General features: G+C 67.7%; 17 protein-coding genes and 1 tRNA gene. 5 read left to right on the plus strand and 13 right to left on the minus strand.

The window, feature by feature from the left end; all coding sequences use genetic code 11:
- Positions 1-25: 25 nt before the first annotated feature.
- The 6 genes from OHO27_RS18115 to OHO27_RS18140 form a co-directional block, all read right to left on the minus strand.
- Positions 26-973: a fatty acid desaturase family protein gene (locus OHO27_RS18115; RefSeq protein ID WP_328425172.1), complete on the minus strand. Its 948-nt coding sequence runs from the start codon at positions 971-973 to the stop codon at positions 26-28.
- A gap of 47 nt (positions 974-1,020) precedes the next feature.
- On the minus strand, positions 1,021-2,286 hold the full coding sequence (locus OHO27_RS18120) for a lysine N(6)-hydroxylase/L-ornithine N(5)-oxygenase family protein (protein WP_328425174.1): 1,266 nt from the start codon (positions 2,284-2,286) through the stop codon (positions 1,021-1,023).
- A gap of 75 nt (positions 2,287-2,361) precedes the next feature.
- The gene (locus OHO27_RS18125; RefSeq protein ID WP_328425176.1) at positions 2,362-3,576 is read right to left on the minus strand and encodes an ATP-grasp domain-containing protein; all 1,215 of its coding nucleotides are present in this window, start codon (positions 3,574-3,576) and stop codon (positions 2,362-2,364) included.
- Positions 3,573-4,334 carry a hypothetical protein gene (locus OHO27_RS18130; RefSeq protein ID WP_328425177.1) on the minus strand — a complete coding sequence of 254 codons (762 nt, stop codon included), beginning with the start codon at positions 4,332-4,334 and terminating at the stop codon, positions 3,573-3,575. The genes OHO27_RS18125 and OHO27_RS18130 overlap by 4 nt, the downstream gene beginning before the upstream one ends.
- The gene (locus tag OHO27_RS18135; protein WP_328425178.1) at positions 4,328-5,557 is read right to left on the minus strand and encodes an argininosuccinate synthase-related protein; all 1,230 of its coding nucleotides are present in this window, start codon (positions 5,555-5,557) and stop codon (positions 4,328-4,330) included. Before OHO27_RS18135 ends, OHO27_RS18130 begins: the two co-directional genes overlap by 7 nt.
- Before the next feature lie 88 nt (positions 5,558-5,645).
- Positions 5,646-6,917 (minus strand): hypothetical protein, encoded by a 1,272-nt coding sequence (locus tag OHO27_RS18140; protein WP_328425179.1) that lies wholly within the window; start codon positions 6,915-6,917, stop codon positions 5,646-5,648.
- 736 nt (positions 6,918-7,653) lie between these two features.
- Between OHO27_RS18140 and OHO27_RS18145 the strand changes: the two genes are divergently transcribed.
- The 4 genes from OHO27_RS18145 to OHO27_RS18160 all read left to right on the plus strand — a co-directional run bounded on the left by OHO27_RS18145 (position 7,654) and on the right by OHO27_RS18160 (position 11,436).
- Positions 7,654-8,262, plus strand: a complete 609-nt coding sequence (locus tag OHO27_RS18145) for a dTMP kinase (RefSeq protein ID WP_328430476.1) — start codon at positions 7,654-7,656, stop codon at positions 8,260-8,262.
- 392 nt (positions 8,263-8,654) lie between these two features.
- Positions 8,655-9,479 (plus strand): class II aldolase/adducin family protein, encoded by an 825-nt coding sequence (locus tag OHO27_RS18150; RefSeq protein WP_328425180.1) that lies wholly within the window; start codon positions 8,655-8,657, stop codon positions 9,477-9,479.
- 59 nt (positions 9,480-9,538) lie between these two features.
- Positions 9,539-10,636 (plus strand): histidinol-phosphate transaminase, encoded by a 1,098-nt coding sequence (locus tag OHO27_RS18155; protein WP_328425181.1) that lies wholly within the window; start codon positions 9,539-9,541, stop codon positions 10,634-10,636.
- Complete coding sequence (locus tag OHO27_RS18160) at positions 10,636-11,436, plus strand: nucleotidyltransferase domain-containing protein (RefSeq protein ID WP_328425183.1); 801 nt, start codon at positions 10,636-10,638, stop codon at positions 11,434-11,436. The genes OHO27_RS18155 and OHO27_RS18160 overlap by 1 nt, the downstream gene beginning before the upstream one ends.
- Positions 11,437-11,443: 7 nt before the next feature.
- Here OHO27_RS18160 and OHO27_RS18165 read toward each other — a convergent pair whose 3' ends face one another.
- The 4 genes from OHO27_RS18165 to OHO27_RS18180 form a co-directional block, all read right to left on the minus strand.
- Positions 11,444-12,088 (minus strand): MBL fold metallo-hydrolase, encoded by a 645-nt coding sequence (locus OHO27_RS18165; protein ID WP_328425185.1) that lies wholly within the window; start codon positions 12,086-12,088, stop codon positions 11,444-11,446.
- A gap of 137 nt (positions 12,089-12,225) precedes the next feature.
- Positions 12,226-12,642: a DUF2000 family protein gene (locus tag OHO27_RS18170; protein WP_328425187.1), complete on the minus strand. Its 417-nt coding sequence runs from the start codon at positions 12,640-12,642 to the stop codon at positions 12,226-12,228.
- Positions 12,639-13,265, minus strand: coding sequence for a hypothetical protein (locus tag OHO27_RS18175; RefSeq protein WP_328425189.1), 627 nt, complete (start codon positions 13,263-13,265; stop codon positions 12,639-12,641). The genes OHO27_RS18170 and OHO27_RS18175 overlap by 4 nt, the downstream gene beginning before the upstream one ends.
- Positions 13,266-13,304: 39 nt before the next feature.
- Positions 13,305-14,555, minus strand: coding sequence for an ATP-grasp domain-containing protein (locus OHO27_RS18180; RefSeq protein WP_328425191.1), 1,251 nt, complete (start codon positions 14,553-14,555; stop codon positions 13,305-13,307).
- Positions 14,556-14,724: 169 nt separating this feature from the next.
- Between OHO27_RS18180 and OHO27_RS18185 the strand changes: the two genes are divergently transcribed.
- Positions 14,725-15,969 carry an MDR family MFS transporter gene (locus tag OHO27_RS18185; protein ID WP_328425193.1) on the plus strand — a complete coding sequence of 415 codons (1,245 nt, stop codon included), beginning with the start codon at positions 14,725-14,727 and terminating at the stop codon, positions 15,967-15,969.
- Positions 15,970-16,165: 196 nt separating this feature from the next.
- Here OHO27_RS18185 and hisC read toward each other — a convergent pair whose 3' ends face one another.
- The 3 genes from hisC to OHO27_RS18200 all read right to left on the minus strand — a co-directional run bounded on the left by hisC (position 16,166) and on the right by OHO27_RS18200 (position 19,460).
- Positions 16,166-17,260 (minus strand): histidinol-phosphate transaminase, encoded by a 1,095-nt coding sequence (gene hisC, locus OHO27_RS18190; RefSeq protein ID WP_328425195.1) that lies wholly within the window; start codon positions 17,258-17,260, stop codon positions 16,166-16,168.
- Between the two features lie 233 nt (positions 17,261-17,493).
- Positions 17,494-17,567 (minus strand) — tRNA-Thr (locus OHO27_RS18195).
- 255 nt (positions 17,568-17,822) lie between these two features.
- Positions 17,823-19,460 (minus strand): alpha/beta hydrolase, encoded by a 1,638-nt coding sequence (locus tag OHO27_RS18200; RefSeq protein WP_328425197.1) that lies wholly within the window; start codon positions 19,458-19,460, stop codon positions 17,823-17,825.
- Between the last annotated feature and the right edge of the window lie 109 nt (positions 19,461-19,569).

The following is a 19,569-nucleotide window of genomic DNA, read 5'->3' on the forward strand; positions in this document are numbered from 1 at the left end:
TTTCTCCCGGAAGGGCCGCCCGAACCTACTTGACGGCGGTGTCCAGCGCGCGGCGCTGCCTGCGGTTGCGGTTGGCCTCTCTCATGATCTTCGTGTAGAAGGTCACGTAGCTGTCGTCCGTGTGCACGGCGTGTTCCTTGGCCACCGGATGACGTTCCTGAAGGCGGTTGATCGGGACCACCATCGACGCGTGGTGCTCGACGTGGAAGTTGTTGCCGTTGGTGAACCACTGGCTGAACCAGCTGCCGCTGATTGTGCGGGTGTTGCGCAGCACATCCGTGCTGTCCGTCTCGCACAGGACGTGCTCGGGCAGCTCCAGGAGGAAGTGGATCGGTACCGACAGCAGGAGCGGCAGGACCCACAGCATCAGCACAGCGTGGCCGTACCCCCCGACGGACAGTCCCGCGGCCCCGACGATGTACAGCGCGAACAGGCGGTACTCGGTGATGACCTGCCGGCGGGCACGGTCGGCGATCTGTCCCATCGTGTACGTCCAGTTGCCCCGGCAGCTCTTGAGGACGTCCACCACGACCTGGAGGAGCCGCGCGGGGCTGAGCGTGCCTCGCAGCAGAGCCCCCCAGGTCAGCGGCGCACGCGTGTCGAAGCCGAAGAACTCGGAGTCGTCGGGCGTGCCCAGGTACTTGTGGTGCTGAAGGTGCTGAACCCGGTAGTGGCTGTACGCCGAGAGCAGAGGGAGTCCGAGCAGGAATCCCACGGGCCGGTGCGGCGAGCTGCTGCGGAAGGCCGAGTGGTGCAGGCACTGATGCTGCAGCTCCACCATGTGCGTGTACATCGCGGCGAGCAGGAGAACGCCGGTGGATGCGCCGAGCAGGCCGGAGGTCAGGGCGAGGAACCCGCCGAGACAGCTGAGCAGCAGGGCCACGGCCAGCTTCGCCACGAACACGAGCTCGTCGTTGCGCGTGACTCTCGTCCGGTCGAACAGCGCCTTCGCCACGGCGTTGTCGGTACTCATGATCTCCCCCTTGAGCGCGGTCCGAAGAACCGCTCGGATGTGAGGCGCTACTGCCAGACCACCGTGGTCGCCCCGTCGGCGACGCGGTACGCCTCGCGTCCGAGCACGGAGTTGACGATGCGAGCGCTGCGCCAGGACGCGAGGCTGAGCAGCGTGTCGTTGATGCCGTGGGTGCTCTCCGCGAAGCCCTGGACGTAGATGCTGAGGTCTTGCGGCCCGTCGAACTCGAGGGAGTAGTCCGGCCGCACGCCGAACCTGCCGTCCTCGATCGACAACTGGTCCTGGATCGGCTTGAGGTACTCAGGAATCGGGCTGTGGTATCCGGTGCAGAAGATCACCAGGTCCACCGGGAAACGTTCGACGTCCCCGCGGTTCACGTCGTGCAGGTCGACGACGATCTCGGATCCGTTCTGCTCCAGGTCCACCGCCCGTCGGCACGCCAGGAGCCGGTGGCGCAGCCCGGACCGCAGGACGTGGTCGAGGTGGTAGAGCCGCCGGTAGACGGAGTCCAGCAGCTCGTCGGTGATGCCGTCTCCACCGGCGTCGTGCTGCTCGCGGATGATCTCCGCGCGGCGCGCGGCGGGAAGCCCGTTGAAGTAGCCGGCGAAGGCCGACGAGAACCACTCGTTGGTGAAGGGCGAGTCGTCCAGCGGCTGGAAGCCGATGCGGCTGGAGGTCCAGGTCAGGGAAGAGGGAAGGCCGTCCTCGTCGGACAGGATGTGGTTGACGACCTCGGCTCCGCTCTGCCCCGCCCCGACGACCAGAACCCGGCGCCCCTTCCACTCGGGGCGGGTCACGGTCAGGTTGCTGCTGTGCACCACCCGCTCGCCCTCGAAGGGCTTCGCGAAGGCGGGCAGGCGGGGCTCGGACCCTGATCCGAGGACGAGATTGCGGGCCGTGCTGGTGTCACCGCCCGCGGAGGTGACCCGGAAGCCGTCGTCGGTCAGGGACACGGACTCGACGCGCTTGCCCCACCGGAGGGACGGAATCTGCGCGGCCGCCCACTGGTAGTACTGCTCGAACTCGCGCCGGGAACAGCTCAGACCGTTCGCCTCCAGGAACCTGAACGCCCGGCCCGACTCGACGAGGAAGTTCAGGAAGGAGAACTTGCTCCGCGGGTCGACGAGCGTGACGAGGTCCCTGAAGTACGTCACCGTCAACTGGGAGTCGGGGAGCATGAGTCCGGGGTGCCACCGGAACTCCGGTTTGGCGTCCAGGAACCGGGTGCGGAGCTCGGGCAGGGGGTCGGACAGGGCCGCGAGGCTCAGATTCGCCGGCCCTGTGCCGATGCCGATCAGGTCGAAGTCAGGCATGCCACATCTTTCGTTCATGGGTCGGGGCGCAGCTGTCGCGCTCCGCGGGGAGAGGAGACGTACCGCGGGAGGCCGTCACCGCCGGTACTCGGCCTCGATTCGGGCGATCCGGTGCAGCAGCGCCTCGTCGTCGGGGGCCCTTACCACGTAAGAGTCGAGGAAGTCCGTCGAATGCCGGACGCCTCCGCGGCCGTTGCCCGCGCCGCTGTGCGTGAGGTGTTCCACGACGCCCAGGGCGGCCAGCCGGTCGGCGTCGATCCCCCGCGCGTCGCCGCCCCCGGGGTAGAAGGCGATGAATCCACTCGTGCCGCCTCCTTCCACGGCGGCCGGTGCGGAGCCGAGGGAGATGTCGAGCCCGGCGTCGATGCGGATCTGCGTCTCGACGATGTTGAAGCCGTACTGCGCCTGGATGACCGGGGGGATGATGCCGCCCGGCGGGCGCCCGGCGACCTCGCAGAACACCAGCTCGTCCGCCTCCGTGCGGAACAGTTCCAGGTGGGTGGTGCCGTCCTGGATCCCGAGTGCGGCCAGCACCTTCGCGTTCAGTGCCGTGATGCGCCGGTGCAGCTCTCCCTCACCCACGAGGACGGTGCCGAAGACGGAGCCCGGACGGTAACTCGCGGGATCCGCCAGGTACTTGCCGACGCTGCGGAAGACGATGCGCCCGTCGCGCACGACGGAGTCGCAGTGGTAGATCTGGCCCTTGACGAACTCTTCGACCTCGTAGTGCGTTCCGGAGAGGTCCAGACCCCCGACGACGCGCCGCGCATCCTCCAGTGACTCGACGATGTAGAGATCTTTCGCGGCGAGGCCCCAGCGGCTCTTGATGACCTTGCGGCCGGTGGCCCAGTCCACTTTCGCCAGGTCCTCGACGCTGTCGAGGGGGGCGAAGTCGGGAACGGCCGCGGCGCCCGCCGACCGTACGGCCTCCTTCATCCGCACCTTGTCGCGGAAGCGGGTCGCCGTCTCGTGGTCCATCCCGGCAAGGCCGAACTTCGAGCGCATCTCAGCAGCGAGGAGCACCGCCCGCTCATGCACGGCGATGACCCGGCTGATGGGGTGGTTGCGCAGCGTCCACTCGCAGATCTCGCGCCAGCGGGCCTCATCGTCTGCGTCGCAGAGCGCGACGTGGTCGAGGGGGTGGTCGGCGAATCCGCTGACGCCGCCGTGGACTCGCTGGCGGGCCACCATGTGGATCTCGATCTCCGAGGTCGGCAGAATGTGCGTACCGCCGCGGTCGAAGTGCGCGTACGGGTGATTGTTGATGAACAGCGCGGTCGTCTTCGTCATCGGGTGACCCCTTCCTGTGCGCGGGCGGGGCTCGTGGCGTCGTCGCCGGCAAGCGTGAGGGCCCGGCCCAGGGACGCGCGCACCAGGTCGAATCCCGTGAGCCGCCCGACCAGCTCGGCCTCCGTGTCCGTGCCCGGGGTCGGGGTGGCCCCGAGGACGCGCACCTCGCCGTCCCGGCTCCGCAGCCGGATGCGGGCGGGACCGTTCTGCAGGCCCGCCGCGTCGAGGAACCCGGTCAGGGCCGCCTCGACGGCGTCGTGGTCACCGACGGTCAGCCGCCGCTCCGGGACGACGTGCTCGGGCAGCGTCGGCTGTATTCCGTCGTCGACGAGCGCCACCCACCGGTGTGCTCCCGCCTCGCTGAAGGTGTACGCGTGCCGATCCCCGGTGTCGTCGGCCTCACCGCCCACCGCGTCGGCCGTGAGTCGGCGCAGCACGTCGGCCGTGGTGCCGGGCGTGCCGAGGAGGGAGTTCGCGAGCGCGGCCGGCAGGGCGCCGTCTTCGCTGAGCGAGACCACCGCTGTGGGAGCGAGCGGACGCAGGACCTCCAGGACGAATTCCTTGAACGTCTCCCCCGTGAAATCAACGCTGTAGTAGCCCGAGAAGTCGTCGACCAGGTCGTGCACCGGGGCGCCGGGACGCTGGACGAAGACGGTGTGGCAGCCTAGGGTGTGCGCGCTGCGCGCGGTGCGCACGCTCGCGTCGATGACGACCAGGCGCCCGGAGGCCGACTGGGTGTTTCGCTGGGGCCCTACCACTGTCCGCTCCTGTTTCCGTTCCCGTCGTGCACCGCTCCGCCCAGGTGCGAGAGCTCTTCCCTGATGGCGGCCAACTCCCAGTCCTCCCTGCTGCGCACGTACTTGGGGTCGGCGGCGACGATGGAGACGGTGGAGGTCCGGCTGCCTGCCAGACGCCAGCGCACCGTTCCGGTGATCGGGGCCACGAGTTCCGTGACGAAGGCCTGGCACGCCGCTCGCAGACCGCCGAACCAGCGTCCTTCGAGCGCTTCACGGACCCAGATCTGCTCGACGTGGATCTTCTCCCTGAGGGCCTCGGCGTCGAGCACCGCCGTTTCCAGGTGCCGGCGGGACGCCAGCAGCAGCCAGGCCGCCGGCATCTCCCGCACTTCGAGGACCTTGATTCCGTCCGCGAGGTGCTCCAGGCCGGTGTGGCGGCCGAGGCCGTGTGCTCCGACCGTTCGGTTGAGCAGCTCGATGATGTCCATGAGCGGGAGTTCCCGCCCGTCGACGGCGACCGGTGTTCCGGCGCGGTAGGTCACTTCGAGGTCCTGCGTGCCGAGGCTCCCTGGCGTCGCGCTCCACCGGTAGTAGGACTCCGGTACCTCGTGGTTCTCCGGATCGTCCAGGCTGCCGGACTCGAACTCGCGGCACCACAGGTTCGAGTCGCCGCTGGCCGAGCGCTCGGACATCTCGTCCAGGCCGATGGCCCGCAGCTCCTTGATCTTCATCTCCCGGCCCACGGGGTCGAGGTCGTACGGGGTACCGAAGTACCCCTGGAACCCGAGCTGTTCGAGGGCGCCGTTCAGTCGGCGCAGCGTGTTCTGCGAGCGGTTGGCGGTGTGCAGGATCATCTGCGCGTCCAGGTCCCGTGCCACCTGCACGGCCGTACGGGCGATGAGCGGCCGGCTCAGGGACGAGCTGACGGGGTGGGTGTCCAGGTACACGCCGTGCGCGGCGATCGCGGGCTTGACGAACTCCTCCACGAACGCGGCCCGTCCGTCGACCAGATGGAGCCGTACTCCCAGCTGGTCGGCGATCCGCCGGATCTGCTCCGGCTGCTCGTCGCCACCGACGTCCACGCCGAGAGCGTGCACCTCGGTGGCGCCTGCCTGCACCAGGCGGTGCAGGAGGTACGTGCTGTCCAGCCCACCGCTGAACAGCGTCACGATGGGGCGCCTCACATCAACATCACTCCGCGTGATGTCGTGGAAGGACCGGATCCCCCTTCGACTTGTCTTCACGCCGCACGTCCTTACGGTCCAGCCGGATTCTGAGGGAGGAGGCGGTCACGGCCGCCGCGATCTGTGCCGCGGGCGGGCTCCATGGCCGTCAGCGGTCGGCGGGCTGCGAACAGTCGCGCAGGAAGGACAACTTCGAGTAGAGGCCACGGTTGGCGGCGATGCCGAGGCCCGCCAGATGCGCCTCGACCAGACTGGTCAGACGGCCCAGCTCGGTGTCGATCGACGACCCGTTCATGCCGGAGTGCCGGCGGGTCTCCAGGTACTCCGTCTCCACCTGCCGCATCTTGCGCCCGGAGCCGTCGCTGAGGGTGATCTCGTCCGTCTCGATGCCGAAGCAGTGCCCAGTGGTGAGGGACTGGACGTTGATGTCGAACTTCGTACGCCGGAGCCCCGGCAGTCGCCTGAAGCTCAGGTCGGGGAACTCCCGGGCCAGGTAGCCCTCGAAGTCGGCGCCCGGAATCTCCAGGCCGTTGCGGAAGGTCTCGACCCGGCGCAGGGAGTCCTTCGCGAACTTCTTCATCTTGAGCCGGTACGTGCCGTCCGCACGCTCCTGGAAGGCGTAATGGCCGACCTCGTCGTCCGGCGCGAGCACCTCGAAGTTGTACTGCACGAAGTGCCAGCGGCTCAGCTCGTATCCGGGGTCGGTGACGAACCCGGGGAAGTCCCCGTTCTCAACGGCCGTCCACATGCTCTTGGTGAGGGGCCAGATGGAGGCGTCGTCGACGAGGGTGATCTTCTCCTCGATCTCGATGTCCTTCTCGTATCCCAGATAGGCGTTGCCCTCGATGCGGACGAAGTCCTCGAGTTCGGTGCGGTGCTTGAACGCCGCCGTCACGAGCTCACCCAGGCCGACGTCGGCTGCATGGTCGAACTGGGCGACGCGGACGAACAGCGCCCCGATGGCACGTATGCGGGTACACATCAGTACTTCCGTATACGGCTGCTGCCCGCCGGCGTGAGTACGGAGCAGCATGACCGGACCGAGCGCCGCGAGCGCCTCGTCCGTGGCACCGGAATCCGGAGCCTGGCCCGACGCCGCCAAGGCGGTGCGCAGGTGGTTCGTGAAAGCCTCGTCGAGCCTTGTACCGGCCCACGTCGCCAGGGGCTCGGCCGGCAGGGCGAGCGCCCTGGCCCCATCCGTGGCCTCGAGCACCGCTACCGCTCGCGCGACGGTGTCCCCCTGGCGCAGGTACTCCACGGCCTTCGTGCCGGCACCTTCTTCGGGTGCGAGCTCCGCCACGAGTACGGGCGCGTCCGCGACCGGCGCGAGCGTGTACTGGTAGGCGGCATCGGCGAGGACGAGACGCCGGGCGACGGCCGCGCCAACTCCCCAGTCGTCAACGGGCAACTGCGCTGTCAATGCAACTCCTAGTGAAGTACTCAGACACGGAAAGGCCACCCTCAAATCGACGGACCAGATGCTCGTGAAGATAGCCACGCTGCTTAAAAGGCGATGGCTGGAGCGGCCTCTCGCGGCGCTGCGAGAATCCGGAATAGAAGAATCCAAGGCGGCAGACGGCAAAACGGAGACGTTTCACCCGGGTCGCCGCCGAGATTAGCAACGAGGGAGCACACTAAGCAGACCCGGCATTAGCCGTCAACACACTTCCACACCTGAGCGTGTCGGCTGCCGTCCGCTGACCGACGGCCCCCAACTCCACAACAAATCGGGCGAGTTCCTCCCATAGATCTGCCGCCCGCACATAGCCCCCCATCTGCTGCTCCACCGACACCGCCGCTATCGCACACCTCCCGTTCAGATGGCGCCTGGCCAGCAGAAATCAAGAAAACAATCAGATCGAGACACCACTTCTCAGCCACCCGCGTCTCATTAACCGAGACGCCATCCGGTAATCGGTTTACAACGTCGCTCGTAAGGATCTAGGTTCACTCAGGTGTCGGCGGGGGGACACGACTTCAGAACCATGGATTCACCTCACAGGTATCCGCATCCTTGGTTCTCGCCTTCCCTCACGAAAGCCGCACACCAGGCCGGTCAGTATTTGGTGACGGAACACTTTCACTAGGCGGTACAAGTGCGCGCACAGCAAAACCCTGCGGGGCCAGGATCGAGAACCGGGCGACTCGTGGCCGTGGTGGGCCTGGACGGAGCCGGCAAGTCGACCCAGGTGCGCATGCTCGGCGAATGGCTACGCTCACAAGGCGTTCCGGGCCAAGCGCACCGGAGCCTCACCATGGCCCCCGTACGCAAGGCACTCAACCTCATAGCCGAACAGGAGGGGCTCGCAGACCACTTGGAGCTCATCGGCGGCGAGACCATGCGCCTCGTCTCCTCCTGCTCCCAGCTTGCCCGGGTCACCGCTCTCGCGGAGAACCTCACGACATCCCCGGACGTCGTGATCGTCGACCGCTTCGTCTACTGTCAGTACGCCCTGGCCAAGGCCGAGGGGGTCGGCAGCGTCGACTTCCTGCGCAGGCTCCTCGGAGGAGCGCCCAAGCCGGATCTCACGATCTTCCTGGACGTCTCCCCGGCCGAAGCGGTTCGCCGCATCAATGTGCGCGGAATCGACGAGGAGGACCCGGAGTTCCTCGAGACCTTCCGGGCCGCGTACCTGGACCTCCCCGAGTTCACCGATTTCGTCTCGGTCCCGGGCGACGGCGACTTCGAGACGGTACAGCTGGCCATGAGGCAGGCCCTCGTCGACGCGTTCCCCGAGATCTTCGCGAACGTCTCGACCAGCTGAGCCGCCCTCCCGACGGGGCCGAGGCTCCTTCGAGCCCGGTTACCTCTCAACTGGCCAAGAAGCACCGGAACTTCGAGAGAACCGGACCTCCATCAGGCCGGTGATGCGCTCGTTGCCCGCCCCGTTATGGCGAGCTCCCTTCCCTTGTGGCCACAGCCCGGGACGGCACGCATACGAGACGGCCGACCCTTCGGTACGCCCCGTGACCCTGCGGCTTCAAGCGCCGGCCGGATGGCGGGGCGCCGGACCTCAACCCCGCCCCTCGCTGCTCCGGCAACGGCTCGCCGCCTCGCGCCCACCCCTTGCGTCGGTCGTCCCACGACGATCACGCCCTGCCGGCCGGACCGCACGTTCCACCTCGGCAATCCATCCAACAACGACGGGATAACACGATGAAGGGCTCGATCGTCCTGGTGAACGACACTGACGATCCCGAGATCACTCGGTCGATCGCTCAGGAGCGGCAGCACCGGCTGACCCAGCTGATCGCCGCACTCCGCCTCTTCTCACTCTGGGGCTACGACGAAGGCGAGGGCTTCGCCGGGCACTTCGCCTGCCGGGACCCGGAAGTGAATAATACGTTCTGGGTGAACCCCGTCGGGGTCCATCTGTCGATGGTCGACGTCGACGACCTCGTCCTGCTCGACTACGAGGGCAACGTGCTGGCGGGTCGCCACCCGGTCAACATAGGTGCCCTGGTGCTGCACTCCAGCGTGCATGCCGCACGACCGGACGTGGTGGCCTCGGCGCACTTCCATTCCACATACGGACGCATCTGGGCAAGCACCGGCAGAATCCTCCCCGTCACCAGCCAGGACACCTGCGCCTTCTACCAGGACCAGGCGGTGGACCACGAGTTCGGCGGCCTACCCCACACGTTCGAGGACGGCCGGGCAACCGCCGAGGCGCTCGGCGACCTCAACACCCTGATCCTCAAGTACCACGGCCTGCTCACCGTCGGGGCCTCGGTGGAGGCGGCGGCCTGGCGCTACATCACCCTGGAAAGGGCGTGCAAGGCGCAGGTGCTGTCGGCGGGGCTCGGGCCGCTGGAGCCGATTCCGCACGACGTCGCCCTCAAGACACAGCGCTATGTGGCATCCGAAGAAAGCGCGCGCGTGCAGTTCCAGCCCCTCTACGACTACATCGAGCACGTCGACGGGGCGTGGACCACCGAGGCGTCCCGCATGCCCGTGGTGCCTGTGCCCACTCCGGTCTGACCTCGCTGCCCTCAGCGACCTGCCCATCGCACCGGAGTTCACCCGTCTCAGGAGGACCGTTGAAAGCGCAGCTCACCCGGCCGGAACTGGACGCCTTGCCGTCCTACCTGCCAAGCCCCATCCCGCTCGACAGCAGCGGTGCCCCGCAGGCACCCGACGCTGCAAGACTCGCGCTCAACGAGCTTCCCTTCGGCCCGCTGCCCGGTGTCCTCGAGGCCATCATCGCCGCCGCCGGCGGCTCCAACCGCTATCCGGACATGGCGGCCGTGGCCCTGCGCAACGCCCTGGCCGACCGCCACGGTGTGACACCGGATCGGATCGTGACCGGCTTCGGCTCCGTCTATCTCCTCGAACTGCTGCTGAAGGCAGTATGCGAACCCGGCCAGGAGTTCGTCTTCCCCTGGCGCTCCTACGAGGCATATCCGGTCGCCGCGGTGGGCGGCAACATACGTCCCGTACAGGTGCCTTGCGCCGCCGACTTCCGTCAGGACCTCGACGCGATGTCGGCGGCGATCACCGCCGACACCCGTGTGGCGCTCATCTGCAATCCCAACAACCCCACCAGCACCGCCGTCACCCGCGCAGAGCTCACGAAGTTCATCGACTCGGTCCCGGAATCGGTCCTGGTCGTCCTGGATGAGGCATACGGCGAGTTCGTCACCGACCCCGACGTCCCGGACGGGCTGGTCGAGTACGGCGACCGGCGCAACGTAGTCATCCTCCGCACCATGTCAAAGGCGTGGGGCCTGGCCGGTCTGCGCCTGGGATGGCTGGCCGCCGCGCCGGAAGTGGCCACCGCCATGCGCAAACTCCTGGCCCCTTTTGCCACAAGCACCTTCGCCGAGGTATCCGCGCTCGCCGCGCTCGACCAGGAGAAAGAGGTACGCCGCCGCGTCGACTTCATCACCGCGGAACGCGCCCGGATGTACCCGGCGCTGAAGGCACTTGCGCCCCGGGCCCCAGTGTCTCAGGCGAATTTCTTCTGGCTCCCCATGGCGGATCCCGCTGCCTTTGCGGCGCACTGCAAGGCCGGCGGGGTCCTCATACGCGACTTTCCCGAAGCCGCCCGCGTAACCATAGGCACCGCAGCGGAGAACGACCGGCTTCTCGAGGTGACAGCCACAGCTGGCCAGTTGCTCACAGCGAGGATTGACTAGTGTTCATTCCCCTTGATTCCGACGGCCATCTGATAAATCTTGCCGACGCCGAGAAGGTGGGGCCGCAATGGCGCCCCCTCATCGAGAGTCTGGTGGATGAATGCAGGTTACGCTACCAAGATCTTGCCAGCGTTTACATCAGAGGATCAGTGGCCACCGGAACAGCCGTGTGGGGACGTTCGGACATTGACCTCATAGCCGTGACGCACCAGGAGCACGCGTTCGACAGGGTGTGGATGCAGGAGGCCGCGGATCGTACGCGCAGTCGGCACTCGACCGTCGTCGACATCGACCTCGCCATAACATCGGCGACAACAATACTCACGGACCGCAAAAGCGGCTTCTACATCAAGACGCAATCGGCTCTGGTGTACGGAGAAGACTTCGCGCCGCGGATCGCCCCCTATCCGATTGATGCGGAAGCGTTCAGTCATCTGTTTAATCTCGAACTCGATCTCAAAACGGTCTGTGGCGCCGTTGACGGCGCCACCGAGACTTTTGCGCGAACGCTCATTTTGCGACTTGTGAAGCGAGTACTGCGCGCCGGCCTGGAATTGGTTGCCGAACGGCAGCAAGAATATACGCGCGACCCGGACATGTGCTGCGACCTCTTCGGAAAGTATTATCCCGAAAAGGCGGCAGCCGCGCGGAACATACTGGCGCTAATGTCCGAGTTGGCCGATCCTGATGACGCGCTTGAATCAATCGAATCATTGATTGATTGGATCGCCATCGAGAGGTCACGCCTCTACCCGCTGGAACTGCCGAAGATCGCTTTCATTGACGACCTCGGAGTCTGACAGGACTTCAGAGCTGCGCCGAGGTGCCCGGGGCCAGGCGCAGGTGCTCCGTGCCGCCGAGCCCACCGATCTGCCGGTCGTAGATCGGGCGGGCCAGGTCGGACAGGAGCGCGTCGTGGATGTCATACGCACGGCGCGGCTTGACCTCGCGTACGTAGTCGATGACCTCGCAGATCTTGCTCCAGGGAGCCTGCACCGGGAGCATCAGCGTCTCGACCGGGTGGTCGGGGACAGTGAGGGCGTCGCCGGGGTGGAAGACCGTGCCGACGTCGTCGCCCTGTACTAGGTAGCCGACGTTCGTGATGCGCGGGATGTCCGGGTGTATGACGGCGTGCAGCTCGCCGTGGACCTGGACGTCGAATCCCGCAGCGGTGAACGTGTCGCCATGGCCGACGGTGTGGACACGGCCCGGGAACGCGGCGGTCAGCTGCTCCGCGACCGATTTCAGGGTCCAGATCTGCGCGCCGGAGTTGGCCTCCATGCCGGCGCGCAGCCGTGCCTCGTCGAAGTGGTCGGGGTGCTCGTGTGTCACGAGGATCGCGTCGGCGCCGAGCGCGGCGTCCTGCTCCGAGAACCCGCCCGGATCGATGACAAGGGTTCGGCCGTCCTTCTCCAGGCGGACACAGGCGTGGGAATTCTTCGTGAGCTTCATGGGTCCATCCTGTCGTGCCCCCTGGGCCACGGTCCGCCAACTTCCGCAGCAGCATTGCCCCCGCAGGCCTCGGGGACACACCGCGGCATCACCAACCGCGGCCCGAGAGGTCATGGATCGATCTGTTCGACGGAGCGTCAGCCGCGGTAGACACTGAAGCGATTGGTCAGAGTGCGGACCAGCTCGTGCTCCCCCACCACGCCGACCGCGCAGACGCCCAGTTCGCCCGGCGCCGCTCGGGCGACCAGGTCCCGGTAGGCGTCGAAGGAGTTGCTGAGCGACTGGCCCTGAGCCGTGAACAGCACGGTGGGCAGTCCCTCGGCCCGGGCAGCCTGGGCAAGAGCGGTCAGGTGACTGCTCCGGCCGGAGAGCACCAGGGTGTTGAAACGGATGCCGGCGTGCAGCGCGCTGTCGGCGTCGCGCACGTCGTCCGCGTAGATCCGGTCTTCGAGGCGGGCCAACTGGCCCATGACGATCGCGGAGGCATTGGCGACCGCTCCCGCGTCCATCGACTTGTCGACGGCGATGGCCGTGCGAAGAAGGTCGGACGTCACTGCTGTTCCCTCCGCTCGAACACGACGAAGCTCATCGGCGTACCGGCCGAGAGCACCTCGATGGTCTTGAGACCGTAGTGGTCTGCGCAGGTCTGATTGGTTATGGCGGCCGCTGTACGGGGATTCTCCAGGGCGCCACGGCAGGCCGCGCTGTTGGAGGTGGCCTGGACCGCGTCGTCCGTGCGGCTCTGGACACCGGCCTCGAACAGGACTCGGGTCGCCGGGTGGTAGTGGACCGTGTCGAAGCGGTGGAGGGCTGCATGTTCCTCCGGGGCGGCAAGGACCATGTCGGGCAGCGTGCTGACGAACGCCTCGACCGCGCGCAGTTGCGGGTCGAAGAAGAAGGAGCGGATCTCCGGGTATGCGCCGGCGACGAGCAGCGCGTCGTGCCGGCCGTCCTTCACCGACGTGGCGGCGAGTTCGAAGGACGGGTAGCCGAACAGCCGGCCCGTTCGTCCGTGTGCCGCTGCCCACCGCATTCCCACGGTGACGCTGCAGGTCAGACCTGCGGGATCGTCCGCGAGTGTAGCGGCGGAGCGGTAACGAACGGCCGGGGTGATTTCCGTGGAAAATGCTGCCGCCTGCTCATAACCATCGATCTGTGCATCGATCTGTGCAGTCACGGTCAGCTCTCTCTCACATACGAGAGGAAGAGGGAATAATCACTGCTCGATTTCATAGAAACCCACCCCGTCGAGATATCGAATCGTCCCCATGTCACGGTGGACGATCTCTTCCACTTCATGCATCAGATTGACGATCACGGGATACGTCGTGTCGTCCATGGTCGGCACGATCCGGTCACCCGGCCGCACCAGCTCCCAGACTTCCCGGAAGCTCTCCATCGACTTGATCCGGTCGAGGTCGGGGTAGCCCGCAAGCCTTCCGGCGACCGGGGAAATGAGCGCCACCCAGGCGAAGAACCGGTCAATCGCGTAGGGCTCGCCCCGGCGAGCGAGGAAGCGCCGGGGGCGGACATAGGCGTCAACGGCCCAATCAAGCTGGGACTCGCCGGTGGCCAGCTGGGCGTAGTACGGCAGGTCGCCGCCGGACAGCCGGGCGCCCGCCTCGATGAGACAGGGGCCCTGCGGGGTCATCTTGAGCTCCACATGCGCCGCGCCGTACCGGATGCCGAGCGCGTCCAGCACGTCGAAGGCGTACTGGACCAGCGCATCCTGAACCTCGCCCCGGCGCGGCACGATGTAGCACGCGCCGGACAGGTCCGTGATCCCGTTGACGGAGTACCGGGAACTGCGCCAGATCTCGGCGGCGTGGTGATGGCCGTCGAGGCTCGCCGTATTGACGATGTACTCCGTACCCACCAGGTATTCCTGGGCGAGGACCGCCGTATTGGGTGCGGAGAAAATGTCGTCGGACCCGATGAGCCGACGGAAGGCCGTGGCCGACTCCTGCGGAGTGTCGCAGAACGAGACGCCGTCCCCGCCCGCGCTGCGCATCGGCTTGACGACGATCCGGCCGCCGATCTCCCGGTGCCAGTCCACCAGTTCGGCCTCGTTCTCGGCACGCAGGTGCCGTGCTGTGAGCAGGCCTGCGGCGCGTGCGGCCTCGGCCATCGCGGCCTTGTCCCTGCGGGCCTCGCTGAGCCTGGTGCCATTGGACGGCAGTCCGAGAGCCTCGCTCAGGACGTCGGCGAAAGCCACTCCGTACTCGCCGCCGGCCATCACGGCGACCGGCCGGTACGGGGCGAGTTCCTTCAGGGTCTGGTCGAGATCACCGTCGTGCACGATATTCGCCGCGTAGTTCTCCAGCGTCGGGCGCGACGACCGGTACACGGCGGGCGGCTCGGCAGAACTCTGGATCCGTACGCAGGGAAATCCGGCCCGTCTAAATGCCGGCGCTATATGGCGAGCGGTCTGCGGAACGCCGTGCGATGCCGTCTCATAGGTATCCACGAGAACGACATGCGGCTTCCCCGTCGCGTAAGAATTGGTTCCCACTATTTCCCCCGTACCTGTCGGAACAATATGCATCCTTCACTGCCCCATAAGGCCTGTCAACCTGGCATCTCACCATCCGGAATGCCGCTCGCCAGCAGCCGACGTCGACAGTCGAGTCACTATCGTGCGAAGATTTCCACCCATGCGGACCAAGCGAAATCCCGCCACATTCGAGCGGTTTTCAGCCATGACTCAGGCCAGATTCGGTGGCCTTCCCGGACCTTTCTGGATTCTCTGGTCAGGCACCCTGATCAACCGACTCGGCACGATGGTCATCCCCTTTCTCTCCTTTTATCTGAGTCGCGAGCGGGGATTGGCCGCCACGGAGGTCGGTGCCGTTCTCGCGGTGTTGGGGATCGGAGGGGTGCTCTCCCAGCCGATCGGCGGTTTGATCACGGACCGCTGGGGCCGTCGGGTCGCGCTGAGCGGCGGCATGCTGGCCACGGGCGCGCTCATGCTGGCCCTCGGCTATACCGAAAGCACCGCCGTCATCGTCGTGGTGGTGTTCCTTCTCGGCGTCGCCCTGGACCTGTTCCGGCCCGCGTCCCAGGCGATCGTCGCCGACCTGTTCCCGCCCGAGGGCCGCCCCAGGGCCTTCGGGATGCTGCTCTGGGCGGTGAACCTGGGCTTCGCCCTGTCCATGGCTCTCGGGGGGGCACTGGCCAGGGACGGGTTCCTCACGCTGTTCTGGATCGACGCGCTGAGCTGCGCCGTCTTCGGTCTGCTCGTCTGGCGGGGAGTGCCGGAAGGGCCCGCCCGGCAGACCAGGGTCGGCCAGGGGCGCGCCACCGACGCCCTGCGGGATCAGGTGATGGTCATCTTCGTGCTCCTGACCCTGCTGTGCGCCTTCGTCTTCATGCAGGCCCTGACCACCCTGCCCCTGGCGATGGAGCGGCATGGCCTGCCCACGTCCTCGTACGGCCTGGTCATGGCCCTCAACGGCCTGACCATCGTGGTGCTCCAACCGCTGATGGGACACCGGCTCGGGCATGTCGACCGCACTCACGGGCTGGTCCTCGGCATGGTGCTGATGGGCGTCGGCAACGCCGCCACGGCCTGGGTGTCCACCACCCCCGGGTACGCCGGCGCGGTCGCTGTCTGGACGGTGGGCGAGGTCCTGCTGACCTCGCTCGGCTCCGCCCTGGTCGCCGACCTGGCACCGGTGGACCTGCGCGGCCGGTACAACGGCCTGTACGGACTGGCCTGGGGGCTCGGATCGTTCACGGCGCCGCTCGGCGGCACCCGTCTGCTGGAGGCAGGAGCCCCCGCGCTCTGGTACACGTGCGCCGCGCTGTGCGGTGTGGCGGCCGCCGGGCAGTGGGCCCTGCGCGGCGCCGTCCGACGCCGGATCGCGGCGGCCGAGGGTTGACCGAACGGGGCCGGTCGCCATCGCCCCGGGACGCCGCGGTGTCCCGGTCGGCAGCGAGTCGTCCGCCACCTCCGCGCGGCAGGAACCACCCAGGCCGGCAGAACCGCCTCGCCTCCGGCGACCGGCAGACGCTGGCGCCGCCAAGGACTACCTCAAGATCGTCCGACGCGGCGACCAAGTCCTCGCTCCACGTGCGTCAGCCGAACGTCTCCTTGCGAAAACGCTTCGCTGCGAAGAGGAAGCGGTCGTTCGCGGTGCGCTCCCCGATGCTGATCCGCACGCCTTCGCCGTCGAACGAGCGCACCAGGATTCCCTCGTCGTCGCAGTCCTGGGTGAAGGCAGCCGTGCGCTCGCGGGTGGCGAGCCACACGAAGTTGGCATGGGACGGAGGCACAGTCCATCCCTGCTCCGTCAGCGCCGACGTCACCCGGTCCCGCTCGGCCACGAGCGCGGCGACCCGTTCCCGCATCAGGCCGTCGGCCCGCAGTGAGGCGATGGCCGCGTCCTGTGCGAACCGGGTCACCCCGAACGGCACGGCCGTCTTGCGCAGCGCCACCGCGACAGGTTCGTGTGCCACGGCGAAGCCCACTCGCAGACCGGCGAGCCCGAACGCCTTGGAGAAGGTGCGCAGGACACAGACATTGGGGCGGTTCCGGTACACCTCGATCCCATCGGGAAAGTCGTCGTCTCGGACGAACTCGATGTACGCCTCGTCGAGAACCACCAGCACGTCAGGGGGAACTCTGTCGAGGAAGCGTTCCAGCTCCGCTCGGTGGACGATGGTTCCGGTGGGGTTGTTGGGGTTGCAGACAAAGACGAGCCTGGTGCGATCGGTGATCGCGGAGGCCATCGCGGCGAGGTCGTGCGCCGCCCCGGTGGTGAGCGGGACCCGCACGGAGTCCGCCCCCACGATCTGCGTGAGCACCGGATACGCCTCGAACGACCGCCAGGCATAAAGGACTTCGTCCCCCGGCTCGGCGACTGCCTGAAGCAGCTGCTGTGTGACGCCCACGGATCCCGTGCCCGTCGCGATGTGGGACTCCGGAACGTCGAGGTACCGGGAGAGCTCACGGACGAGTTCCCCGCAGGCCAGATCGGGATAACGGTTGACGCTGTCCGCACCGACGAGCGCCCGCTCCAGCACGCCAGGGAGCGGCGGAAAGGGGTTCTCGTTGGAGGACAGCTTGTACACGGCGCCGGCCCGCGCGCCGGAGGACGCCACGGAGCGCCCCGGCCGGTAGCCAGGTATCGACTCAAGGACCGGCCTCAGTCTGGGTAACTGCTCGCCCACTCGCTCTGCCCCCTCAGCTGACGACACAATGAGCGGCCATGATCCTTTAAGCCCTTCGGCCTGTTCAAGGGCATCTCACCTGCTGGGCGTTGAACGCCAGGACCGGCAGGGAGGGCAGGCCCCAGGCCACTCCGCTCACGCAGGCCAGTTCGCGGCACTCCGACCGTGTGACGCGTGCCCCCCGACCAACACAAAAGGCCAGGTCACGAAATATGTGACCTGGCCTTTGCCGGAGCCGCCTTCGGGATTCGAACCCGAGACCTACGCATTACGAGTGCGTTGCTCTGGCCATCTGAGCTAAGGCGGCGCGCTGTCCGCACTATGGTGCGATCAGCAACGTCGGTAAGTCTACACAGTTTCCGAGGGTGCTCCGTACCGGCCCCTACCCGGCCCGCCCCAACCCTCGGCGGCCCTCCCAGGTGCCCCTCCCGTGCCCCTCCCGACCTCCGCCGATCGCCCGCCGACCCGCTCGACCCGCGCCCCGGAGCCAAGTGCTCCGGGACCTCCGGACGGTACTCCGGGGCCCGGGCTCCACGCCCCGGGCCCTCCGGCCACGCCATTCTCAGCAGCGCTTGTCCCGAGCAGGCGGCGTCCCCCGGAGGAGATAGGCGTTGATCGTCCTGTCGATGCACGAGCTGCCCCGCCCGTACGCCGTGTGGCCGTCGCCGTCGTAGGTGAGGAGGCGGGACGAGGAGAGCTGGCGGGAGAGGGCCTTGGCCCAGCGGTAAGGGGTGGCCGGGTCGCGGGTGGTGCCGACCACGACGATGGGGGCCGCGCCCCTCGCCTCGATGCGGTGCGGCTCGCCGGTAGGCGCCACCGGCCAGTACGCACAGTTCAGGGTGGCCCAGGCGAGGCCCTTGCCGAAGACGGGGGACGCCTTCTCGAAGGCGGGGAGGGCTGCGCGTACCTCCTCGGGGGTGGAGAAGGCCGCCGGGAGGTCCACGCAGTTGACCGCCGCGTTGGCGAACATCAGGTTCGTGTAGCGGCCGTCGGAGTCGCGCTCGTAGTAGCTGTCGGAGAGGACGAGGAGGCCCCCGCCGTCGTTCTCCCGCATCGCCGCGGACAGGGCGTCGCGCAGGGTGGCCCAGGCTCCCTCGTCGTACATCGCCGCGATCACGCCGGTGGTGGCGAGGGATTCGCTGAGCTCACGGCCGGCCGCGTCGCCGGTCGGGATCGGCCGCGCGTCGAGCTTCTCGAAGAAGGCCTTGAGGTTCTTGCCGACTTCGTTCGCCTTCGTGCCCAGCGGACAGTCCCGCCGCCGCACGCAGTCCCGCGCGAACGCCCGGAACGCCGTCTCGAATCCCGCCGTCTGGTCGAGGTTCATCCGGCGAGCGGGCAGGGACGGGTCCATCCCGCCATCCAGGACCAGCCGGCCCACCCGGTCCGGGAAGAGCCCGGCGTACGTCGCCCCGAGGAAGGTGCCGTACGACGCCCCCACATACGACAGCTTCTCGTCCCCCAGCACCGAACGGAGGAGGTCCATGTCCCGGGCCGCCTCGGCAGTGGAGACATGCCGGAGCAGGCCGGGCGCGTCCGCTCCGCAGCCCTCCGCGAACTTCTTGTACGCGCTGACGAGCCGACCGGTCTCCTTGGCGTCGTCGGGCGTGAAGTCCGTCTGCGTGTACGCGTCCATTTCGCGGCCGTCGAGGCATTCGACGGGCTCACTGCTCGCGACGCCGCGCGGGTCGACCGCGACCATGTCGTACTGGGCCCGCACCTCCATCGGGTAGCCGATCCCCGCGTACTGCTGGAGGTAGCCGATCGCCGAACCGCCCGGACCGCCCGGGTTCACCAGTAGCGACCCGAGCCGCTTGCCCGGTCCCGTCGCCTTCTTGCGGGCCACCGCGAGACGGGTCTCCCCGCCGTCCGGCTTGGCGTAGTCGAGCGGCACCTTGAAGGTCGTGCACTGGAAGCCGGGCACCCCGCAGCTGTGCCAGGTCAGCTTCTGTGCGTAGTACGGCGTGAGCGCGGCCGGCGTCGCCCTCGGCAGCGCGGCAAGAGCCGCCCCGGCCGCCGGACTTCCGGTTTTCATCGTCGCGTCGGGCGCCCCACCGGAGGAGCAGGCGGAGACGAGCAGCGCGGCAACGGCGAGAAGGGTGCCGAGCGTGCCGGCCCGCCGTGGGGTCGAGCGGCGGTGGCGTGGGCCCGGCCCGCTGGGGCTCGGGTCCGGGATGACTGGAGAGCTGCGCCTGGTGTGCATTTGGCGAGCGTAACTCTGTGCAGTGGTTTGGATGCTGTGCGTGCGCGTCGCGGCTCGTACGTGTTACATGGTCAACCTTCTGTTGATCACTTGTCGGTACCTGGCCGGG

The sequence above is a fragment of the Streptomyces sp. NBC_00443 genome (assembly GCF_036014175.1).
Lineage (GTDB): Bacteria > Actinomycetota > Actinomycetes > Streptomycetales > Streptomycetaceae > Streptomyces.